The organism is Streptomyces sp. NPDC007088, assembly GCF_042869355.1.
In the GTDB taxonomy this organism is placed as follows: Bacteria; Actinomycetota; Actinomycetes; order Streptomycetales; family Streptomycetaceae; genus Streptomyces.
In genome coordinates this window covers 212,658-231,908 of record NZ_JBIAFO010000010.1, presented here as the reverse complement: position 1 = coordinate 231,908, position 19,251 = coordinate 212,658, and the positions used below count along the sequence as shown (strand labels likewise).

Below are 19,251 nucleotides of genomic sequence, written 5' to 3'. Positions count from 1 at the left end.
CGGTGCCGGGTGACTATGCCATTGGGCAGTAAGGGGTGCGGGGCAATTTGGTATGGGCGGCGAGCAGCGGCAGCAGGAGTCGTGTGACAGTGATGATCTCGATGTCGGTGGTGAGGTCGTCGCCGGTCCCACCCATGTGCCAGGCCAGGCCGTGGAGGGGCTGGCAGTCGAAGAGGTGGAGCGGCGTGGGGAAGTAGACGAAGCCGTCGCGGGCGGGTGCGAGATCTTCCATGTTGCCAGCGGTGAGGCCACGGCCTGAGAGAAAAGAGTGCGCGGCAATGCGCTGGCCCATGGTGTGGGGGGGCGACCCACACGTCGCTGGTGCGGTAGGCGACGGCGTTGCTTTCGCACAAGCCACGGCAGTACAGGGTTAGGTCGTGAGTCGTGGGTGGGGTCCTGTGCGGTGACCGAACTGACCATGGCCCGCAAGAGCTCCAGGCCGTAGGAGGTTTCCGTGTCGTGGGCTTCCTCAAAATTCGGCGAGTCGGGCACGAGTCCGTTCGGCGTCGTGTGCGTGGTGGACAGTGGTGCCGGGTCCGGCGGCGGCTATCGGTGCATGATGCCCGGTGGGGGTGGTCGGATCTTCCATCGTGCAGCTCCAGTCCAGGGTGGGGATGACTGGACCGTGGGGCAGGCACGGGCTAGGCGGGCAAGGCCCGTTCTGCCCCGCATCCGCGCAGGACTGCAGGCGAAGCAGCGTGCAGCAGTTTCCCGGGCGTGTGGCTCGGGCCGGAACGGAGTGCCCGTGTGCGGCAGCAGCGCTCCATCGGCGCGGCCAGCCCCGCACGCGCGGTGCGTGCGGGGCCGGGACGGCTCATGCCCCGAACGGGCAGGGCGCAGCCGGGGTCAGAACGGTGGTTCGTCGCTGTAACCTCCGCCCCAACCGGGCCCTGCCTTGTCGGGGGTCAGGGGGGAATGGCCGGTAGTGCGGCGCTGCCTGCCGAACCAGCGGTGGCGCAGCTGGTCGAGGAAGTGGACGGGCCACAGGGGCAGGTCTTCAAAGAGGATGCGGTAGGCGGGGCACGTCGGGCAGAGGATGGCCGTGTCGGCGGTTACGTCGGGGTTGATGTGCCTGGGGAGGTAGCCGCTGCCGTGGCAGCGGTGGCAAGAGCGCTTTCCACCCGGGATCGAGTACTTGGGGCCCCTCGATAGGGACAGGGTCTTCACGCCAGGGGTGTAAAGAAGTTCGAAGTACCCGTAACGCCAGGCCCATTGGTCGGGATGGTCGGGGTCGTCGTAGGGATGGGCGGGTTCGGCGAACAGCACGGACGCCTCCTTGCACTGAGGTGTGAGCGAGCCCTGGTGACCGGTCGCTCCGGTCCTGGGTGGCCACACCGTCGGGCTGGGAGGCCAAGCGGGGCAAGACGGCAGTGCAGCGCGGGCGGCGGACCGGGGCGTCTTGCTGATGCGGCGGATGGTGGTTTTGGCGGGGGGACGCAGCGGATCAGGTGTCACCAGGCGCGTCCCTGCCGAATGAGCTCGAACTGCTTGTATGCCAGGTCAGCGTTCTCGCGGCTGGGACCGAGCCACTTCACCCCGTGGTCCCAGCGGTAGCCCCAGAAGCACATCCAACGCCCCTCCGGATCCAGGCGGTTGTCGTGTCGGGTGCTTTGTCCGAACAGGAGCCGGTAAACCCGGCCGTCGGGTGCGGTGAACGTGTCGAGGGCGCGGGTGCGCTCGTAGAAGCCCGCGCCGCTGGACCCGCAGGCGGTGCACCAGCTCGCCCGGCACGCCCTGGACGTGCTGATGCCCGCGGCCACCGGCCCCGGCGACCAGGCCGAGCCGATCGGGGAGGCCACCGGGCAGCTCGCCATCGCGCTGTGCGAGTTCGCCCGGCTGGTCGAGGCTGACACCGACGACCAGCTCGCCGCGGGCGAGGGAGTCGTGGAGCGGCTGCGGCGGGCTTCGCTTCACGTCTACGAGCACATGGCCGCCACGGTGCCGGCCGCCGAGCTGGAGGCCCGCACCACCGGGTCGACAGCAACCTGGAGGAGGACCTGCCGGTGGTCGGGTCCCTGTCGGCGGAGCTGCTGCTGGGGGCGGCCGGTCCGCCACGGTCCGACTCACCCACGAGAACGCCCACCAAGACGTCGAGCTGGAAAGCGGACGCACGGCCCGGCTCCCCGCCGCCGATCACCTGATCCTGCGCGACGGGCTGCACGAGCTGGCGCGACTGCTCACCCCAGAGGAAGCGTCGACCGCGCGGATCGTCACGGAATAGCCACATCCTGATCGCCGGGTCTCCGGATGCCGCATGATGCCCTCCAGCACACACCTGGGGGGACTCATGGCGTCGTTGCCGTGGATGACCTCGGCGCGCAGCACCTTGCCGCTGGAACGGACGATGACGATGGAATGACGATGGAACCGAACGCGCCATGCGGACCGACGGCATTGAGGATGATGCGGCGGGTGCGGCCGTGCGGCTGGCCCCAGGTGGAGCGCAGGCCCTTCGCCTCGACGAGGCGCACGATGCCCACCGTGTGCGCCGGTGACGCCGGTGAGGTCGATCGTGGTCTCGGCCGCGCCGGGGAACTGCTCGGGGGCAGGGGGGCCAGGGTGGTGTTCATGATGATCGGCTCCGGGAGGTTGAAGGGGCGAGGTGACGGACGCACCGTGGTCCGGCGCGGGGCAAGCACGGCAATCAGTGCGGGCCTGGGGGCGGGCGCGCTCGGTTGGACCGAGGGCTCCGCCAACCACCACCGGCAGGGCGCAACGGGCGGCCGGGTCGGCGGAGTGAGCTCTTCCTCCGCCTCGTCCGATGGTGGTTGGTGGCGTTGCGGTGGGCGCGTGCCCAGGCTGCGCGGAGCTGACGCCAACTCGCCCTGAGGAACGCGGAACGGCCCGCCCCAGTATGGGACGGGCCGTCAGATGTGAGGCGGGTCAGGTGCGAGTGGTGGGCCGGGTCGCCTTGCTCAGGCGGCGGATGGTGGTGATGCGGGCCGGGGCGCGGGAGAGCGAGATGCGGTCGGCGTACTCGTGTCCCCTGGTGTTGAAGTGGTCGGTGGGCCACGTGTGCGCAGCCTGCTCCGGAGCGGGCAGGTCGTTGAAGTGTCCGTCGAGCAGGGCCCGGCCGACCGGTCCGCGCTCTCCGCACGCCTGGCACCGGTAGAAGATGATCTCCGCGTACCGGTCGGCGTCGAAGCCGAAGGGGGTGAAGGGGTCGGCGAGAGCAAGGGCCTCGGCGGCGCTCATCACGCTCGCGGTTGCGGCCGCAGTCGTAGTGGTGGCGGGGGTGGTCATCGGTGCAGCTCCTGCCCGGGAGACGGCGAAGGCCGTCGACGGTGGTTGAGGGCCGGGCACGAAGAGCTGGGGAGCGGTGGCCGTTCCCATGGGTGCCCGGTGATCCGTACCTTGGGGCGGCGGCCGGCAAGCCGGTCAAGAAGCCGCAACACCGACGCGACCCAGCAGCACGGGACCCCACAGCCGCGCAGAGGGCTGCGGGCAGGCACACCGACGGCCCCCGGGCCCCGCCGTAGCAGCGGGACCCGGGGGCCGGAGGAGACGGTCATGGTCGGTGGAAGACCTGAGCGGCCGGGTAGAGGGCGGAGTTCCAGTCGGGTGCTATGCGAACGCAGATCAGGCCGTCTTCGGCCGGCTCGTGCCACCGGCCGCCATCGGCGATCTCGGAGATCGCGGTCTCGCACTAGGGGCCGTCGGCCGGGCGGACGGTGACATCCTGGCCTCCGTGGACGCATGCGGGGTCCACCGGCTTGCCGGTGAGCCTGACGCTGGCAGGTGGAGCACTCGGCCGTGTGCGCGTCAGCGGCGGCGGCAAGTTCCGCGAACGACGGTGCAGCGGAAACGTGAGGTCAGTCGTGTGTCTGGGAGGTGCAGCGGCATGACGGGCAGCCGTGCGGGCGGGTGCGGCCGTGCGGCTGGCCCCAGGTGGGACCGCAGGCCCTTCGCCTCGGCGAGGCGCACGATGCCCACTGTGTATGCGGTGATGTGGCTGAGGTTGATTGTGGACCCGGCTGTACCAGGAACCTGCTCGACGGTGGCGGGGGTGGTGTTCAAGGTGGTCGGCTCCGTGGGTGTGAAGGGCGGGGGCCGGGGCCGGGCAATGCTGCCCGTGGTCGGTGAGAGCACCATTCAGCGGCGGCGGCCAAGCGGCGCAAGGAGCCACCGGACGCAGCCAGGACCGGCACCGGGGACGGAGACGTGGGCGGGTCCCTACGCCTTGGCTGCTGGGGCTTGAGGCCACGGGCACACCGGATTAGGACCGCCATGCACAGGCCGCAGAAACGCCCATGGCCCGCCCTGAAGGTCAGGGCGGGCCCGATGTGTGCTGGGGCTACTTGACGGCGTCAGTACACCTTGAAGCCGTCACGTGCCTTGGCACGTTTCAGGAAGGCGATCCACTCAATCCAGTTGCTGGTGGTGTCGCCCTTGTCCCCGAGTTCGGAGGCGAGCCGGGACTTGACCTCCTCTGCACTGTGTGTTCGGTAGGCTGCCAGGGCTGCTTCGATCTCCTGCGGGGTGACGAGCCACCTGTCATTCGATCCGAGCTTATGTACGGCGATTCCAGGAGTGTGCTCCGGATGCCAGGAGAGATGGGCGTCCAGCTTCTTGACGAAGGCGGCAGCCGCCGCCGCGGTCGGGAGCCAGTCAGTCGCGCTGGGGTTGGGATCGTCCTCGTCGGCCTCAATGTCTTCCCACGTCACTCCTTCCGGCAACTCGGGGTAGGCGGGGGCCTGGTAGTCGGTAGCGAGCATGCCCAGCTCGTGCATGACGGTCCGGTATGCGCCCATGCCGCGGATGTTGAGATGGAAGCACGAGGTGTGGGTGTTTTGCAGTTCCTCGTACGTCTCGTCGACCTTCTGCTGGGCGGCCCAGTATCCGGGATGCGAAACCGCCAGGCGACGCTTGGCCGTCTGGTACTTGGCCAGGGCGTGCGGGAGTTCGTCACGTTCGCGCACTGCCGAGTCGAACGCCGCGCGGGCCTTTTGGTACGTGGCTTCCTCCTCATCCGTCATGGGGCCGTTGATGTACATGTCGTAATCCATACAGGTCTCCTTGAGGAGCGTGATGTTGGCCGTGCGCGAGGCCGCAGGATGCGGAGTAGTCGCGCGCGGTGCCGGCCCTAAGGCCCAGGCCAGCGGCTGTGAAGTGCCGAGGCTGTTGGGCGGGGCTGGTGAGAGCGACCGTGCCGGGGCAGTGAGTTAGTGGCGCAAGAGCCGTAGTCAGGGCACAACCCTCGGCCAGTCGGCGGCCGTGCCGTGGCCCGGTGGGCGGCGGGCATGCATGGACTGGTTCCGGCCCGGACGGGTGGCGGAGGGCGGCCACGCGTTAGAGCAGCCCGGGTGCGGACAACTGCCGCCGCGAACGAGCGGGAGGCTGGATCCCTGGGATTAGACGGCGCTTGGTTGCTGCGTAGGGTCCCGTGGTGCTGAACGGCAGTGTCAGCCCTGATTTTTGCCGTCTGCGCGCTGCCCTTCCTCGGCACCCAGGTGCGTTGCTGATCCAGGTGAGGAGCGCGTACGGCAGTTGGTCGCCGATGCGGCAGTCGACCGGGTCGGCGGGGACGGACAGTGCGACCGGGATGGTGAATTGGTCCGGCTGGGTGGCGTTCCAGGTGGCGACGCAGTCACCGCAGGTGACACGGCGCGGGTCGGCAACGGTGATGCCGGGCGTGCGGCAGAGAGTGTTGTCGTCTTCCGCGGGGGCGTCGGTGCCTGTGCTGAGGTCGATCCAGGTCATGGGGTCGAGGTCGTCGGGGAAGTGGCGCAGCGGATCGGCGAGAAGCACTGCGGCAGTGCGGGCCATGGTGGCGGCTTGTTCGAGGCGGTCGGCGAGGTCCTGCGGCGGGCCGGACAGGGCAATGCCGTTGCTGCCGGTCCAGAAGGCGATGGCGATCTCGCCGGCGTCGACGGTGGCGCCGTCGATGTCCTCGCCGGGGAATAGAACCTGGGCGCTGCTGGTGGTGGCGGCCCATTCGAGTCGGTCGGACATGCAGGGTGCTCCTTGGGTGTCGGGTGCCCGGGTGGGCGGGAGCACCGTCGGAGTTGGGCCGGTAAGCGCGGCAACGAGCTGGGGGTCGTCGGCGCGAAGTGCCGTGTTGCCGCACGAGAGGCGAAAGGGGCGCGGGGCGGGAGGGTGCCAGGTGGGAACGCGGAACGGCCCGCCCCTCGTGGTGGTGCCGAGGACGGGCCGTCAGGCGTGCGTGGTGCTCCGCGAGTCAGGCCGCCTGTGCTCCGGAGCGGGCCAGCTCCGGGGCCATAGCCCGTCGGATGACCGCTTCCGCCAGGAGCGGCGGCATCGCGTTGCCGATCTGTTCGTACTGCTTGGTTCGGGTGCCTTGGAACGGGTGGTCCAGGGGGAAGGTCTGGAGAGCGGCGGCATCTGCGACCGACACTCGGATCATGTCCTTGCGGCCGCCGCGGTAGGCGGGCAGGGAATCGGCCGACACCAGTCGGGTGTCCGCGATCCAGCGGCCCTCGTCTCGTTCCCCGTACAGAGTGGCCCGGCTTCCGGAGCCGCCCACGCAGGAGGGATCCGGGCCGCCGGCTGCCGTGCCCACCGCGACGGTGAGCGCCGGGCGGTGCGTCATCCCCCAGCCGAGTGCCTGTGCCATTGACACCCAGGGCAGCAGCGTGAGGTCCCCGCCGTCCTGTGCGGTGCTGCGGCTGTACCGGCGGTGGGTGGGCACGGGCAGTTCGGCCTCGTCCCGTAGTCGGCCTACCAGCACGGCTCGCGCGCGGGTCTGTGGGACGCCGTGCTCCTCTGCGTGTAGGCGGCCCGTCACGACCGTGTAGCCCTCGGTTCGCAGGATCTGCGCCATCGCGTCCCAGACGGGCAGCACCGTGGGGACCTGTTCCAGCATCACGGTTCGGTAGGGGCGTCCGATGTCCAGGGCGGCAAGGATCCAGCGCAGTGGCTCCAGCACCAGGCCAGTCCGTTCGTCGTCCAGGGTGGCGAGGCCGGAGCGAATGTCTCTGCGCGCGGCGAGTAGTGAAGCGAAGTGCAGCACCGAGTCGAGGGCCCGGCGCCCGGCGCCCTTGCCACCGATGGAGTACGGCTGGCACGGCGGTGAGCCGATCAAGTCCGTGGCGGAGGGGAAGTCGGCGGGACCGTAATCGCGCACGTCTCCTTCCAGCGTGCCCAGCCCTGCGGCTCGGCGGGTCTCACAAGCGGAATGGTCTAGCTCGATGCCCATCACGGCGAGGCCGAGACGCTGCGCGGCCACATCCCAACCGCCCGGGCCTCCGAATAGGTCGACCAGGCCGACCGCAGGCTCATCAGTCATGGCCGGTTCCTCGATTCCTGGTTTTCGATCACCGGAAGCGGAACCCCCGGGTGAATTGACCGAGCCAGAAGTGCACGAACAGCAACAAGCGCCGCAAACGCTCAAACCGCCCAGATGAGGGAGGAGTTGGTCAGGCAGGCGGCTGGGCTGAGTGGGGACGCGGCGCGAGAGCGATGCTCGACGGGCGGAGGGGTGGACATGTAACGGCCGCCGGGCCGAGTCAGGTTGGCTCGGCCCGGGAGCAGCGAACGGGCAGGCGGCTAGCCAGCTCGCCGCGCTCGGCCATGACGTCGTTCTCGGCGCTGAACGTGGCACGCCTCCCGGCACGGTGGCTCGCACCATGGCCGGGCGTAGGGCAAGGGCCGCAACGTGCGGCGCGGACGACGGCACTGGCCCCGGACTCCGCACGGACGGCGGGGCCCGGGGCGGCAAGCGGGCTCCCGCGGGCGGGCGGCAAGGGCGGGGACCGGGTACGGCGGGAGGCCTGGTCAGGCCCGGATCGTGGTGGGCTGGTGGAGGTGGCGGAAGTCGGCGGTCACGACGGCGACGCTCGGGGTCGGCCCGCCCCACTGGTCGCGCCATGCGTCGGCGTTCATCCAGGTGGTTTCCAGCTCGATGCCGGTCTCGCGGGTGAAGCGCAGACAATCCGCGGTGCGCTGGGAGGGGTCCCGCTCGTGGACCGAGGGACGGGGGACGATGAAGACCCCCCGCCTGGCCACCTGGGCAGCGGCAGTGATGGCGTGGTACTCGAACTGGCGGGGCCGGTAGGTGGCGGTGTCGCGGCTGCGGGGGATGTTGCCGAAGGGTGGGTTCGAGATCGCGCAGTCGAGCACGCCGAGCTTCATGTCGGGGACGTCGAGCAGGTCGCCGCAGATCCACGTCGCCTCGGGCACGACGCGGCGGCCGACGTGAACGTAGTCGGGGTTCCGCTCGACGCAGATCATCTCGCCGAGCGGCATGTCGGCGTGGATGCGCCACGGGTCGTGGACGACCTCGAAGGCGAGGCGGCCGATGCCCGCGCCGAGGTCCAGGACGCGCTCGCCCGGACGGTCGCCTCCGATGTCGTAGGCGGCGAGCTGGTACGCCATCTCGCGCGGCGTGAAGTAGGCGCCTTCCAGGGCCTGCGTGGTGGAGGCGGACGGCTGGTAGTGGTCGAGCACGAACTCCCGCTCATTGAGGGTGAGTTCACGCCCGGCGTGGACAAGGTCCAGGGTCCTTTGGTGGTTGCGGGCCTGTTCGCGGGTGAGCGGCACGGTCGTCTCCAGGGCTTCCGGAGTATCGGGTGGGAACGGCCCAAGGGAGATGAGTGGTCACTGCTCCCCTGGGCCGGTGCCCGCACGGTGGCGTGGCGGCCGGCAAGGCCCGCAACCCTGGCCTCGCCAGGCTAGGACGGCCGCAGGCCCAGCTCAGCGGCGGACTGGAGCTGCGAGTGGGCGGGGGCGCAGCTGTGTGCTGTCGCAGTGAGGTCACGCGTAGGGCCCGCCCTGCGGTGAGGCAGAGCGGGCCCGGGGATGTTGCCGAGGACTGCGCACAGCGCAGGGGGCTGGGGTGGCTTCTCGACTTGAGGGTCTGTTGGTGGCGACGGCTCGGTCGGGCAGCACTGTGATGAGAGGCTAGAGCAGGTCGGGGATGAGGCGGGCTATGGCGGCTGCGTGCTCGTCCAGGGCCTGGGGGCGCAGTCTGCCCAGGGGGAGTTCCTGCTGAGGGCCGCAGAGGGAGAGCTCATCCGAGTCTCGGTCCAGGAAGATGCTGGGAAGCTCTGGTTTGGTGCCGTTTCTCTCGGATGGGATGACCAGGGCGGTCGTGCCCTCGGGAGCGGCGCTGTAGAACTCGGCGTGCCAACCGTGGCCGAGGAGGTTGGCCACGCGGCGTGCAATGGCCAGCGCCGGGAAGGTGTCCTCCGCGCCGGGGAGAGGCGGCCCGTACGTGTCGTGGACCAGGCGTGCGATGGTTTCAGCGGCAGCACGGACCTCGTCGGCGTCCTGTGGCTCGCCGGGCAGTTGCACCGGCACCGGGTACGGCTCGTAGGCGTGCCAGCCTAGGCAGAGCCCTTCGTCCTCGGTCACATACAGTCGCAGTGTCGCAACACCGTTTCCTTCCATCGTGCCGTACGTGGCGTACGGACCGATCCCGCCGGTCCATCCCTCCCCCAGTGCGCGGACCGTCTCCTGGGTCAGTGAAGAGATGGTGGTGGGCTCGGGATGGGGGTCATTGGTCATGATGTTCGCTTTCTCGTGCAGGGTCTGCTCAATCGTGCGGGGCGGCGGCGCGGACGGGCGCGGAGCCAAGGATGCTCGACTCAGGCCATCGGCCTCATGCGTGCGCAGGGCTTCTCCGCCGCCGCGGGTTGTTCCTACCAGAGGTGAAGGGGGCCTCGGCGGTTCCCTTTCTCCGCTGCTCGGGGCGGGGCCGGCGCCACGCGGAGTGGCGGCCTGGCTTGCCCTGCACGCACGCTGCCGCTGGGGCCGGTAAGCGCCGCAAGGGCGGAGAGCGCGTCGGCGAAGTCGCGGGGGGGTGTCGACCAGCCATCGGGTGGGGTGGTCGGTGGCCAGCAGAGGTCGGCCCCCGGCGCTCCCTTACTGGTCATTTCAGAATGAGTTCGGGTCAGGGGCTTGGCAGTTGGGTTGGTGGGCGGCAAAGTTCTGGGGGTGTCGGATGATCTTGTGCCTGATGATCTGTGGGAACGTGTTGCCCCGCTGCTCCCTCTTCGTTCGCCGCGGCGTCGGCGATACCCGGGCCGGCTGCCGGCGGATGACCGTGCGGCTCTGCGCGGGATCGTCTACGTCTTGCGCACGGGCGTGACCTGGGCGGACGTACCGACCGAGATGATCGGCTGCAGCGGGGTGACGTGCTGGCGGCGCCTGCGGGACTGGACCGAGGCCGGCGTCTGGCCCCGCCTGCACGGGATGCTCCTCGCGGAACTCCGCAAGACGGGCCTGCTCGACATGGAAGACGCCGCGATCGACGGCTCGCATGTCCGGGCCCTGAAGGGGGGGCTCACACCGGACCTTCGCCGGTCGACCGCGGCCGCCCCGGCAGCAAGCACCACCTGATCACCGACCGGCACGGAACACCCCTTGCGGTGTCGTTGACCAGCGGAAACCGACACGACGTCACCCAGCTCATGCCCCTGCTGGACGCGATACCCCGCATCCGCGGCCTCGTGGGCCGGCCACGTCACCGGCCACGACGGCTGTTCGCCGACCGCGGCTACGACTACGACAAGTACCGTCGACTCCTTCGGGCTCGCGGCATCACGCCGAAGATCGCGCGCAAGGGCACCGCCCACGGATCCGGCCTGGGCAGGACGAGGTGGGTTGTCGAGCGCACCTTCGCCTGGCTACACCAGTTCAAACGCCTGCGGATCCGCTACGAGATACGCGCCGACCTCCACCTCGGACTGCTCCAACTCGCCTGCAGCATCATCTGCTTGCGACGACTCCGAACCTCATTTTGAAATGATCAGTTAGGGGCGCCGGGGGCCTGGTGCGGCGGCGGGTTCCGGTAGGAGGTGGCTCGTTCCTGTCCGGTACGCGGGGAAGCGGGTCAGCGGGTGGGTGTGGTCTGGAAGGTGATCCGATATAGGGCGGCGGACTGCTCGTCCCTGACGTGTTCCCAGCCGGACGTGGCGAGGTCACCGGCGTCGGCCTCGTCCCATGCTGTGCGCAGTGCTTCGTCGGCGCTGCCGAGCGTCCCGGAATCGAAGGGGCCGGTGTCGTCGGCTGTGTCGATCTCCCTCTCACCGGCGAATACTGCGCACACGTGGGCGAGGTTGGTCAGGTCGACGAGCGCCGATGTGGCCTCGGGGGCCAGTGTGCGCAAGATCTGGCCGACCTTGACGGACGCGGTCCCCAACGGTGTTGTGGGTTGGTTGTCTCGGGTGAGGCTGCACCAGCACTCGGTCTTGTGCCAGGCCGAGTTGCGGCCACACGCACACCACCATGAGGCGAAGTGCCATGTCCACTCCCAACCGCCGATCGGGTACAGGCCCTCGGCGTCGGGGCGGACGATGTCGGCGGCCGTGTCGCTGCCTTCGTCCAGGTACTGCCAGCGGACGTGCACCACGACCACGCGGCGGGCGGCGCGGCCGGTGACCTTGCGCTTGCGAGCCGCCTTACGGGCCTGCGGGGAGGCATGGGTGATCGAGGCGTTCGTCCCTCGATTCGGGTTCCTCCAGGGGACATGCACGGCTACTGCGGGGCTGGTCGCGCCCGCCTCGTGGAACCGGCTGGGGCCGCCCTCGATGACGTGGACGGTGTCCTGGCTGTCCTCGCGGCCCTCGATGATGTGGATCGTGTCGACGGTGTCGTGGCCGTACTCGTCGGCGAGGCGGAGGGTCTGGGCGGACAGCTCGCGGGCCGCGTCGAGGGTGAAGTGGGGGCTCAGCCAGCCGTTCCACCGGTTGGACGGGTCCAGTTGGCAGTCGAACGGTCCGAGCGTGTCGTCGATGCAGACGCGCGTGGTGATCATCTGATGGGTGTGGTTCAAGGGAATCTTCTCTCTGCTCGCGCGGCGGCCCGGTGGGATCCGCGGCTCTGCTGCGTGGCGTGCCAGGGCGCCTGGGACTGGTGGTGGGTGCCGGGCTGCGGCTGTCGGCCGGGTGCGCTGTGCGCGGCAAGGAAGTTGCCGTGGTGGGCGTCCCGGCTGAGTCCGGAGGTCCGCGGCGCACGAAGGAGGTTCGTGCGGGGTCCGGCCGAGCTCACTTTCGGGAGCGGGAGGGCTAGGGCCGCAACCCCGGGAGCGGTGCCGCCAGGGCCGTGAAGTCGCCCGCGTGAGATCGGATTTCAGCGACCGGGAGAGGAGCGCGCTTATGGAATCGCCAAGGCCTCGGCGCCGTGCGGGTGCCGGGGCTTCGAGCTGTGGTCAGGTGCGGGAACGACGCAGCCCTCGGCTCCGCCGGGGCGGGTGCCGAGGGCTGCGGCTGGTGCGGTCAGAGGTCAGTGGGCGGAGGGCGTCGGTTCATCGACGGGGAGCGGGCTGGTGCTCATCACCTGCCAGTGACCCCCTTCGGGACGGACCAGCCAGTCTCCGGGGTTGGCCAGCAGATCGCCCTGTGAGGTGTGCATGAGCAAGGTGGTGGTCTCACCCATGCCCGACGGGTGGCTGAAGTCGACGTTCTCGGCCATCAGGGTTCCGATGGCCCTGCCCGCGGTGGCCATGTCGCCGGGCAGCCACTGGACGACACTGCGGTAGCGGATAGCCTCGGGGGTGGCCGAAACGCCGGGGCAGGGTGCGCGGTACTTGCCGAGGTCGTGGCCGGGGTGGGGCCAGTTGGCGCCGCACTTCCCGTATGCCTCGCGGTCGAGTCCGGGCCCGTCGCCCCAGCAGTAGCGGGATCGTCCGTGGCGGGTCCAGTGGTGGCCGGGGTGGTCCCACCGTCCGCAGTGGGATTGGGGAACGCGCTGGTCACGGACGTCTTCCACGAGCGTCTGGGCTGCGTCGAGCGCACTGGCGAGCGCGTCCAGTTCGTCGGCGGTCAGCGCCGCGACGGTCGCACGGTCGGCGGGGATCATGGCTGCCATATGAGTTGTGGGCTCCAAGTCTGTGGGTTGAAGAGGCTGGTGGGTGGGTGCGCAGACAGGTGCTACGCCGCGAGAGTGGGCTGGCAGGGTGCAACGGCCGCAACCACGGCCGGCGGTTGGCGTCAGACGGTCACGGCCGAAGCGAGCGGGGCGGGAACGACTGAGCCCGGTTGTGGCGCAGAGGTGCGGCACAACCGGGCTCACGGAACGGGTCAGTGTGTTGCGGATGATGAGGTGGCTGCGGGCCCGGTCAGCTCCGTTGCCGGCACGGGCGCGGCGGCCGGCTTCACAGCGCCGTTATTGGTTGCTGATGGTGGTGTCGGAAGGTCACACCTCCATCTCGTGAGGGTAGTCGCAGCAGCCACCGCGGTCGACGTTCTGAGTCCCCGGACTGGGCTGCAGGGTGTCCTTGACGTCGATGAGGGCGTCGCGGAAGTCGCGCAAGGCGCGCACAGCCGTGCCTTCTGCCTCGTCGGGCCACCGAGGATCTTCATCGCGGGCGGCGCCGAAGTCGTCGTTGTCATCGAGGAGCTCGAGGGCGGCGGCGACGGTGCTGACGGCGGCCGAGTAGTCGGTGGTCGGGTCGTCCGGTTCTGCGAGAACTGTGGAGCGGTAGGTGGGTTCGTTGGTGACGAGCACGCCCAGTGCGGTGACGGCCAGCGTCCAGGCGGTCTCGTACGCTTCGGGGGCGGCCGGGATCAGGGCGAGGCCGGCCTGGGCGTTGTCCTCGTGGCGGCCGGAGCGCCCGATGGTCGTCTCGGCGGTGACGCTGGGACTGGGGTGGAGTACGCCGTCGAGCTGTCCGGGCTTGTGGTCGGCGTCCGGCTGCCACGTCCAACCGGTCGCCGCCGCAGAGGCGAGCCGGTCCAGGGCGGCGTGCCAGCGGGGACCGGCGTAGCCGTCCGCGCGCACGATGAGGGCGCCGGAGGTCAGGTTGATGGTGATGCTGCCGCTGATCGGGGCGTTGCCGACTCGGGCGCGCTGTTCGAAGAACTCGAGGCCGCAGTGCTCGGCGTCGTCGCAGTTCGAACGGACGGCCAGCTGTGGAGTGGAGGCCATCAAGGCGGTGTAGAGGCCGTTCCAGATTCCGGATCGGGTGAGCGCCTGATGGAGGGTGTCGTGCGTGTCGAACACAGATAGTCCTTCCCTGGGTGAGGCCCGCCGGCGATGGGGCCGAGGCGGGACCCGTCCCGCTGAGTGGCGGGGCGGCGGGAGGGACACTCGGTGAGAAGGGGCTTAGAGACGCAACCACGACGGCGACGGGCATCCATGCGCTGGAGACCCTCCGACTACGCACGTGTGCCTCCGCCCTCTTTCCGGGGCGGAGCCACACGTACTTCTCGGTGAGGGCCGTGGCTCAGGCGACTGCTGCGGTTTCGGCCAGCTACGCCTCGGCGGTCTTCTGAGCGCGGCTGGCGGCCTGTTCCTCGCCCAGTGGGGTGAGGGTTTCGCGGTCCTCAGCCTCGATGAGGGCGGCGACGCTGTCGCGCCAGTTGCGGATCCGGCAGCGGCTCCTGCCCAGGACCAGGAAGCCCGGGGTTCCCTGTCCGAGCCGGGCGTAGGTGAAGGTGTCGCTGCGCGTGCCATCCGTGAAGGACACAGAGTGGGTAAGTCGAATCCTGGTCCCGGGCTTCAAGTTCTTCCGCAGGAAGTCGCGTTGCGCGTGGTGAAGGCGGCATTTGGCGCGCCAGGCAAGAGCGTCCGCGTGTGTGGTTGGCGTGAGCGCATTCAGGACTGATTTAGGCGCTTTGTAGTAGAAGGGGTGGACGGTCTCATCCATGTCCTTGTAGCCGAAGTTGTAGAGGGGGTCGCGGTCCCAGCGGGTCAGGGCCACGTAGGCGGTGACCTTGTCCGTGGTCCGATCGCGGACGGCGGCGTAGAACACGCTCTCGACGGTGCCGTGGGCGATGATCTCGTAGCGGGTGTCGAGTTTGGCCGCGAAGTGTTTCGCGTTGGTCTCGGCGTTCTTCTCTCGCCGGTAGAAGGTCCATCCCATGGAGGTGCCTCTCGGTTCAGGGGCCGGTTGTGGTGACCGGCCGCGGGCCGAGCTTGGGATGGCGGGGTGTAAGCGGCGCAATGCTGGTTGGCGGCTTCGTGGCTGTGCTGGTCATGCGAACGGCATGGGGCCGGGCGGGCCGTGGACCAGCACCAACGCGTCTGGGCCCGTCTCGCCGGATGGCGTGACGGGCCCAGCGGGTGCGGCTCAACTGCGAGGCTCAGCGGGGAGCCAGATCTCGTAGTCGGTGTTGTTGTACGGGCGCTCGGTCTCGGCGATGAACTGAGCGCGCTGCCGGCTGGTGGTCTCCACCGAGCGGGAGCCCTTGCCGGTGGCGTTGTACAGCCTGACGATGTAGCGGCCGCGCTCGGGGGTGCCACCGGGAGCCGGCTGGACAGTGTCCGGGGCGTACCCGGCGGCGGTGAGCCGGGTGTTCACGGCTCGGATGCAGTCCGGGCATAGCCACGCGCCGGCCAAGAACGTGACCTTGACTGCCCCGTAGGTCAGGCAGTTGCGTTCCGGCAGCGGATTCCTGCCGCGCAGCGGGCGCGGGCTGCGGTCCGCGCGGCGGCCTGCCGACGCAGCTCTGCGGGCACCGCCGGTTCTCGTTCGGCATGAGGTGGCGGGGCGGCGCCGTCGGCGAGTTCGTTCAGCCCCCACTGGGCGGCCCACTGCTGGAGCGTGTGGTTGGCCGCTCGGTCGCGCCCGCTCCAGCCCCGTCGTCCCAGGACCGGTTCCACCACGGCGGCATCGACGAGGTAGCGGCACCGCTCCTCGATGTCCCGGAAGACGACCGCGCGAAGGTCGTCGTCCAAGTCGTCGGCGCGGGCCGCGGCCTGCTGGGCCGTGGCCGCAATACGCAGCAGCGTGGTCGACGGGGCGTTCAGCTGCCGTTCTGCGGCCGTGAGGAACGAGCGGGCGTAGGGGGTCTCTTCGTGCTCGGCGACGCCGGGCAGAGTCATGAGCCGCCGTGCTGCGGAAAGGGCGCGCGGGATGCGGGCGGTGGCATAGGCGACTCCGTCGCCGGTCGCTTTCGGGTTGGCCAGGATGTGGGCGATGGGGTGAATACGGTAGGCAAGGCCGTACAGACGACGTACCTGGCGGTCGGTCTCGGCAGCGTTGCGGGTGGTGGATGAGGGCATGAAGGGTTCCTCTCGGGCGAGGCGATGCGGGAGGCGGCCGGGCCTCCGGCGAAGCAGGGAAGGCGTTGCGTTCGGTGCGGCCCGACCTCACGGACTGTGGCCCTCAGGCGAGTTAGCCCCGCAACAGCGGCAGGGCCGGGCACGCACCGATGGGTGGGTGCCCGGCCCTGCCGGGAGATCAGGTCAGGATCAGAAGGGCGGTTCGTCGCTGTAGCCGTCCGTGGGGCTCTGCTGGGGGTTGTCCCAGGCGTTGGGGTCCCCCAGGGAGCGACGGCGCTTGAAGCGTCGGTCGCGCAGGGCGTCGAGTGCGCGGACCGGCCAGAGAGGCACGTGTTCGAAAAGGGTGCGCCGGGCGGGGCAGGTCGGGCAGAGGACGGGGTTGTCGGCGCGCTCGGTGGGGTTCTCCCACCAGGGGAGGTAGCCGCTGCCGTCGCATTCCTTGCAGCACCTGCGGCTGTGCACCGAGTACTTCGGCCCGCGCCGCAGGGTCAGGGTCTTGGCGCCGCGGTCGTAGATGAGTGCCATGTACCCGTATCGCCAGACCCATTCCGGGGGGTTGTCGAAGTCGTCGTACGGATGGCCAGGCTCGGCAAAGAGCATGGGTAACTCCCTGATCAGGTGACGTTTGTCGGCAGCGGGCCGTGTAGATGGCGGGAGGCGATCTCCTGCTCGGGCCCGGCGTGATCGACTCTGGACGGGAGTGGGGTTAGGCCCGCAGGGGGTGCGGAAGGCGGTGGGGCCCGCACCGCTGTGGTGGCGGGGCGGGCCCCAGGCGCGGCCTGCTACCGGTTTGGGGGTGATGCCGGTAGCCCCTTGTCAGGGTCGGGCGTGGGCGTGGGCAGGGTGGCGCAGGACGAACAGGGCCTTGCTCATCGACGACGTGGCGCGGATCAGCTGGGAGTGCTGCTCGCCGCCCCACACCGTCCACCGGTCGCCGTCCAGGCCAGGACGCCAGGTCAGGAGGAATGTCCGGCCGTCGGCGACGGTCGCTCGCCACTGGCCCCGCTGTGTGGTCTCGAACGTCACTCCGGGTACGTCCGGCAGGTCGGGGACAGGACCGAACCGCCGCGCCTGGAGCTCGAGGTAGGCGTGGGTGGGGACGATGGCGACCTTCGCTGTGTCGGGGCGCTTCGCGTCCTGCTGGCCCGTGTCGGTGACCGGTTCCCAGTACGCGCCCCGCGCGTAGTTGAAGCCGCGCTTGGCCAGGACCAGGCCGGCGGCGTTCAGCACTTCGTCACACATGGCGTGGGCATGACAGCCTGCCAGCGGAACCGGGTCCCACAGGTTCGGGCAGTCGCGCCCTTCGCCGTCCAGCCAACGCAGGACTGCGCCGCCGGTGATCGGGGAGACGTACACGCGGACGGCGACTGGCCGATAGCGCTCCTCCGACAGGCGGCACCGCTCCAGTCTGTGTGCTTCCGCGGTGTTCCGTGCAGTCGATCCCTGGTCGGTGGGTCCGTTGCCGCCGTGGTTGCCTGCCGGCTCATGGGTCAGGCGCGCCTGGTCCTCATCGGCCACAATCCCGGCATGCGTGGCGATCATCGCGTCTGCCACCATGGCGCGGTCGGCGCTTCCGGCTGCTTGGGCCTCGGCTTTCATGCGTTCCAGGCGCATGCGGACCTGCTCGTGGGTAAGGCCCTGCTCGCGGAGGTCCCGGACGGCCTTCGCCGTGACGGCGGCGGTGATGCCCGGAAGCGCGCGAGTCAGCTGGTCTCGGCCCAAGGCTCCGGTCGCGATCTTGCCGTTGATCGCTTTGGTGGCTGCTGCCGCTGCGTGCTTGCCCGCACCAGGGGTGTCCTGGGTGTACGCCGCAGCATCCATGAGTGCGGCCTCGTCGGCCGCGGAGAGAGCCGGGGCGGAAGCGCCGCGCGGGGCCGCTGCCGGCGCGGCCGTGCTGGCGCGCTGGGCGTGGTCCTGGACGTTGAGCGTGGGATCGGTCGCGGTGAGGACGTAGAAGCGGTTGGAGTGGATGTGGACGCGCCACTTCTGGCCCAGGGTGTCTTCGCTGAGCGTGGCGCGCGGCATGGCGTGCCAGGCTTCGAATGCGCGGGCCGGGTCTACGGTGATCATGTGTCCGGTGCTGGAGTCGTAGGCGCGGCAGAATTTCGCGGCGGCCCGAACCTGTTCGATGCGCTTGGTCCAGTTCCGGCGGATGGTAGGCATGTTGTGGTCCTCGCCTTGCGGGCTCTCGGAGTTGGGGAACCAATCCGTTGACAGGCTCTGGGGTGTCCGGTGGACGGCAGGACCGTGCGGGCTTCGGGGGCAAGGCGCGCAACCATCGGAGGCGCGCACGAGGTGCCCATTCCAGGGTGGGGACCGCGGCCGGGGCAGTGGGGTGACCGCGGCTTCGCCTGGGGCTGGGCCTGCTCCGTTGTTGGTGGAGGTCCCGCGCACCCCGACAGCCCCCTCCCCAGCGGCGGGGAGCGGGCTGTCCTGTCGGGGTGCGCGGGTGTCAGCGGGCGGCGCCCGTGGTCGAGTGGAAGACGGGGTTGGCTACCTTGCGTGCGTCGTCCTGGCTGAGGCGGACATTTCCGCCGGTCACGGGGGTGGGGAGTTCGTAGGCTGCGAGCCAGGTCTCCCCCGCGCTCCCGCCCGGGACCGTGCTTCCGTCGACGGGGTAGTAGCGGCGCCTTTTGCAGTCATCGGCGGTCGCGATGAACCCGCCGGTGTGCTCCTGCCAGGTGCGCGCAGCGGCGATGTCCTCCACCGAGGCGTGCTCCTGGTGTCGCCGACCGTGTAGGTCGGCGAGGGCAACCATCCAGGCAACCAGGGCGGACGAGTCGGCGGCGTAGTTGCCCGTGGCGAAGTCGGGGAGCTCTTCGTCGTAGGGAGGCTGGCCCTCCTGGATCCAGTGGGCGCCGAGGGAGCCGTGGTCGCCGATCGGGTGGTGGTTGGAGACCTCGGCTCCGTACAGGTCCGTCCCTGACCATGTGACCTGGGAGGCGTCCGCGAAGGTGTAGCAGGCGTAGGTCCCTGCGCTGTCTCCCCATCCTTCGCAGGTGATGCCCTCGGCGGCCAGTCTCCGGTAGATGGAGCGGGAGATCATCTGCGGGGCGATGATCTCGTTCTGCTTCTCGACGGGCGCAGTCCTGCACTCGCGTCCGGTGTAGCGGAGTTGGGCGATTCCGGTGTCCCCGTCGTACTGGACCCACGGAAGCGGGTCTCGTTGGGTGCGCGGCTCGTAGGCGACGGGGACGACGGATCCGAATCCGCCCATCACGCGTAGCTTGGCCGGGCGGTCCTGCGCGGCGCCCTGATGGTGGAGGTGGTCCTGGTAGGCGTTGTCGCGGGCAGTGATCAGCTCGCGCGTGTAGTTCCGGCGCTTGGCCATGGGGTGTGTCTCTC

At 69.8% G+C, this 19,251-nt stretch carries 20 protein-coding genes; 1 reads left to right on the top strand and 19 read right to left on the bottom strand.

The genetic code is table 11. From position 1 onward, the window contains the following. Positions 1 to 13: 13 nt before the first annotated feature. From ACFYMP_RS18380 to ACFYMP_RS18335, 10 genes are all read right to left on the bottom strand, one after another. A complete protein-coding gene (locus tag ACFYMP_RS18380) occupies positions 14 to 232 on the bottom strand; it encodes a hypothetical protein (RefSeq protein WP_388858119.1) in 219 nt (72 codons plus the stop codon). 614 nt (positions 233 to 846) lie between these two features. Further along, positions 847 to 1,266: a hypothetical protein gene (locus tag ACFYMP_RS18375; protein ID WP_388858116.1), complete on the bottom strand. Its 420-nt coding sequence runs from the start codon at positions 1,264 to 1,266 to the stop codon at positions 847 to 849. 185 nt (positions 1,267 to 1,451) lie between these two features. Continuing rightward, positions 1,452 to 1,799 carry a hypothetical protein gene (locus ACFYMP_RS18370; protein WP_388858113.1) on the bottom strand — a complete coding sequence of 116 codons (348 nt, stop codon included), beginning with the start codon at positions 1,797 to 1,799 and terminating at the stop codon, positions 1,452 to 1,454. A 486-nt stretch (positions 1,800 to 2,285) separates the two neighbouring features. Continuing rightward, a complete protein-coding gene (locus ACFYMP_RS18365) occupies positions 2,286 to 2,570 on the bottom strand; it encodes a hypothetical protein (protein ID WP_388858110.1) in 285 nt (94 codons plus the stop codon). Between the two features lie 313 nt (positions 2,571 to 2,883). Then, on the bottom strand, positions 2,884 to 3,243 hold the full coding sequence (locus tag ACFYMP_RS18360) for a hypothetical protein (RefSeq protein WP_388858107.1): 360 nt from the start codon (positions 3,241 to 3,243) through the stop codon (positions 2,884 to 2,886). 1,064 nt (positions 3,244 to 4,307) lie between these two features. Beyond that, the gene (locus tag ACFYMP_RS18355) at positions 4,308 to 5,006 is read right to left on the bottom strand and encodes a hypothetical protein (RefSeq protein ID WP_388858104.1); all 699 of its coding nucleotides are present in this window, start codon (positions 5,004 to 5,006) and stop codon (positions 4,308 to 4,310) included. A gap of 283 nt (positions 5,007 to 5,289) precedes the next feature. Further along, positions 5,290 to 5,952: a hypothetical protein gene (locus tag ACFYMP_RS18350; RefSeq protein ID WP_388858101.1), complete on the bottom strand. Its 663-nt coding sequence runs from the start codon at positions 5,950 to 5,952 to the stop codon at positions 5,290 to 5,292. 226 nt (positions 5,953 to 6,178) lie between these two features. Next, entirely contained in the window at positions 6,179 to 7,246 is a 1,068-nt protein-coding gene (locus ACFYMP_RS18345; protein WP_388858098.1) for a DNA cytosine methyltransferase, read from the bottom strand. Between the two features lie 488 nt (positions 7,247 to 7,734). Then, complete coding sequence (locus ACFYMP_RS18340; RefSeq protein ID WP_388858095.1) at positions 7,735 to 8,499, bottom strand: methyltransferase; 765 nt, start codon at positions 8,497 to 8,499, stop codon at positions 7,735 to 7,737. Positions 8,500 to 8,859: 360 nt separating this feature from the next. Continuing rightward, positions 8,860 to 9,465, bottom strand: coding sequence for a hypothetical protein (locus ACFYMP_RS18335; RefSeq protein ID WP_388858092.1), 606 nt, complete (start codon positions 9,463 to 9,465; stop codon positions 8,860 to 8,862). Between the two features lie 429 nt (positions 9,466 to 9,894). On the opposite strand from ACFYMP_RS18335, the gene ACFYMP_RS18330 reads away from it, so the two are divergent. Then, positions 9,895 to 10,703 (top strand): IS5 family transposase gene (locus ACFYMP_RS18330; RefSeq protein WP_388858089.1). Its coding sequence is split into 2 segments (ribosomal slippage): positions 9,895 to 10,234 and positions 10,234 to 10,703, totalling 810 coding nucleotides; the frame shifts between segments, so codons are not numbered across the junction. Between the two features lie 89 nt (positions 10,704 to 10,792). Here the strand turns inward: ACFYMP_RS18330 and ACFYMP_RS18325 are convergent. From ACFYMP_RS18325 to ACFYMP_RS18285, 9 genes are all read right to left on the bottom strand, one after another. After that, positions 10,793 to 11,734, bottom strand: a complete 942-nt coding sequence (locus ACFYMP_RS18325; protein ID WP_388858086.1) for a hypothetical protein — start codon at positions 11,732 to 11,734, stop codon at positions 10,793 to 10,795. Positions 11,735 to 12,183: 449 nt separating this feature from the next. Then, positions 12,184 to 12,768 carry a hypothetical protein gene (locus ACFYMP_RS18320; RefSeq protein WP_388858083.1) on the bottom strand — a complete coding sequence of 195 codons (585 nt, stop codon included), beginning with the start codon at positions 12,766 to 12,768 and terminating at the stop codon, positions 12,184 to 12,186. A 327-nt stretch (positions 12,769 to 13,095) separates the two neighbouring features. Beyond that, positions 13,096 to 13,902 carry a hypothetical protein gene (locus ACFYMP_RS18315; RefSeq protein WP_388858080.1) on the bottom strand — a complete coding sequence of 269 codons (807 nt, stop codon included), beginning with the start codon at positions 13,900 to 13,902 and terminating at the stop codon, positions 13,096 to 13,098. 250 nt (positions 13,903 to 14,152) lie between these two features. After that, positions 14,153 to 14,764 (bottom strand): DUF6927 domain-containing protein, encoded by a 612-nt coding sequence (locus tag ACFYMP_RS18310; RefSeq protein ID WP_388858077.1) that lies wholly within the window; start codon positions 14,762 to 14,764, stop codon positions 14,153 to 14,155. Between the two features lie 207 nt (positions 14,765 to 14,971). Then, complete coding sequence (locus ACFYMP_RS18305; protein WP_388858074.1) at positions 14,972 to 15,202, bottom strand: hypothetical protein; 231 nt, start codon at positions 15,200 to 15,202, stop codon at positions 14,972 to 14,974. Between the two features lie 65 nt (positions 15,203 to 15,267). Continuing rightward, entirely contained in the window at positions 15,268 to 15,906 is a 639-nt protein-coding gene (locus ACFYMP_RS18300; RefSeq protein ID WP_388858071.1) for a hypothetical protein, read from the bottom strand. A gap of 189 nt (positions 15,907 to 16,095) precedes the next feature. Continuing rightward, complete coding sequence (locus ACFYMP_RS18295) at positions 16,096 to 16,506, bottom strand: hypothetical protein (RefSeq protein ID WP_388858068.1); 411 nt, start codon at positions 16,504 to 16,506, stop codon at positions 16,096 to 16,098. A 216-nt stretch (positions 16,507 to 16,722) separates the two neighbouring features. After that, positions 16,723 to 18,069 carry a hypothetical protein gene (locus ACFYMP_RS18290; protein ID WP_388858065.1) on the bottom strand — a complete coding sequence of 449 codons (1,347 nt, stop codon included), beginning with the start codon at positions 18,067 to 18,069 and terminating at the stop codon, positions 16,723 to 16,725. A gap of 289 nt (positions 18,070 to 18,358) precedes the next feature. Continuing rightward, positions 18,359 to 19,237 carry a hypothetical protein gene (locus tag ACFYMP_RS18285; RefSeq protein WP_388858063.1) on the bottom strand — a complete coding sequence of 293 codons (879 nt, stop codon included), beginning with the start codon at positions 19,235 to 19,237 and terminating at the stop codon, positions 18,359 to 18,361. Positions 19,238 to 19,251: the final 14 nt, after the last annotated feature.

Bases quoted from the DNA above. Each gene is read 5' to 3' on its own strand.
- ACFYMP_RS18380 (WP_388858119.1), bottom strand. From the start codon at position 232: ATGGAAGATCTCGCACCCGCCCGCGACGGCTTCGTCTACTTCCCCACG.
- ACFYMP_RS18365 (WP_388858110.1), bottom strand. From the start codon at position 2,570: ATGAACACCACCCTGGCCCCCCTGCCCCCGAGCAGTTCCCCGGCGCGG.
- ACFYMP_RS18360 (WP_388858107.1), bottom strand. From the start codon at position 3,243: ATGACCACCCCCGCCACCACTACGACTGCGGCCGCAACCGCGAGCGTG.
- ACFYMP_RS18355 (WP_388858104.1), bottom strand. From the start codon at position 5,006: ATGGATTACGACATGTACATCAACGGCCCCATGACGGATGAGGAGGAA.
- ACFYMP_RS18350 (WP_388858101.1), bottom strand. From the start codon at position 5,952: ATGTCCGACCGACTCGAATGGGCCGCCACCACCAGCAGCGCCCAGGTT.
- ACFYMP_RS18345 (WP_388858098.1), bottom strand. From the start codon at position 7,246: ATGACTGATGAGCCTGCGGTCGGCCTGGTCGACCTATTCGGAGGCCCG.
- ACFYMP_RS18335 (WP_388858092.1), bottom strand. From the start codon at position 9,465: ATGACCAATGACCCCCATCCCGAGCCCACCACCATCTCTTCACTGACC.
- ACFYMP_RS18320 (WP_388858083.1), bottom strand. From the start codon at position 12,768: ATGGCAGCCATGATCCCCGCCGACCGTGCGACCGTCGCGGCGCTGACC.
- ACFYMP_RS18310 (WP_388858077.1), bottom strand. From the start codon at position 14,764: ATGGGATGGACCTTCTACCGGCGAGAGAAGAACGCCGAGACCAACGCG.
- ACFYMP_RS18300 (WP_388858071.1), bottom strand. From the start codon at position 15,906: ATGCCCTCATCCACCACCCGCAACGCTGCCGAGACCGACCGCCAGGTA.
- ACFYMP_RS18295 (WP_388858068.1), bottom strand. From the start codon at position 16,506: ATGCTCTTTGCCGAGCCTGGCCATCCGTACGACGACTTCGACAACCCC.
- ACFYMP_RS18290 (WP_388858065.1), bottom strand. From the start codon at position 18,069: ATGCCTACCATCCGCCGGAACTGGACCAAGCGCATCGAACAGGTTCGG.
- ACFYMP_RS18285 (WP_388858063.1), bottom strand. From the start codon at position 19,237: ATGGCCAAGCGCCGGAACTACACGCGCGAGCTGATCACTGCCCGCGAC.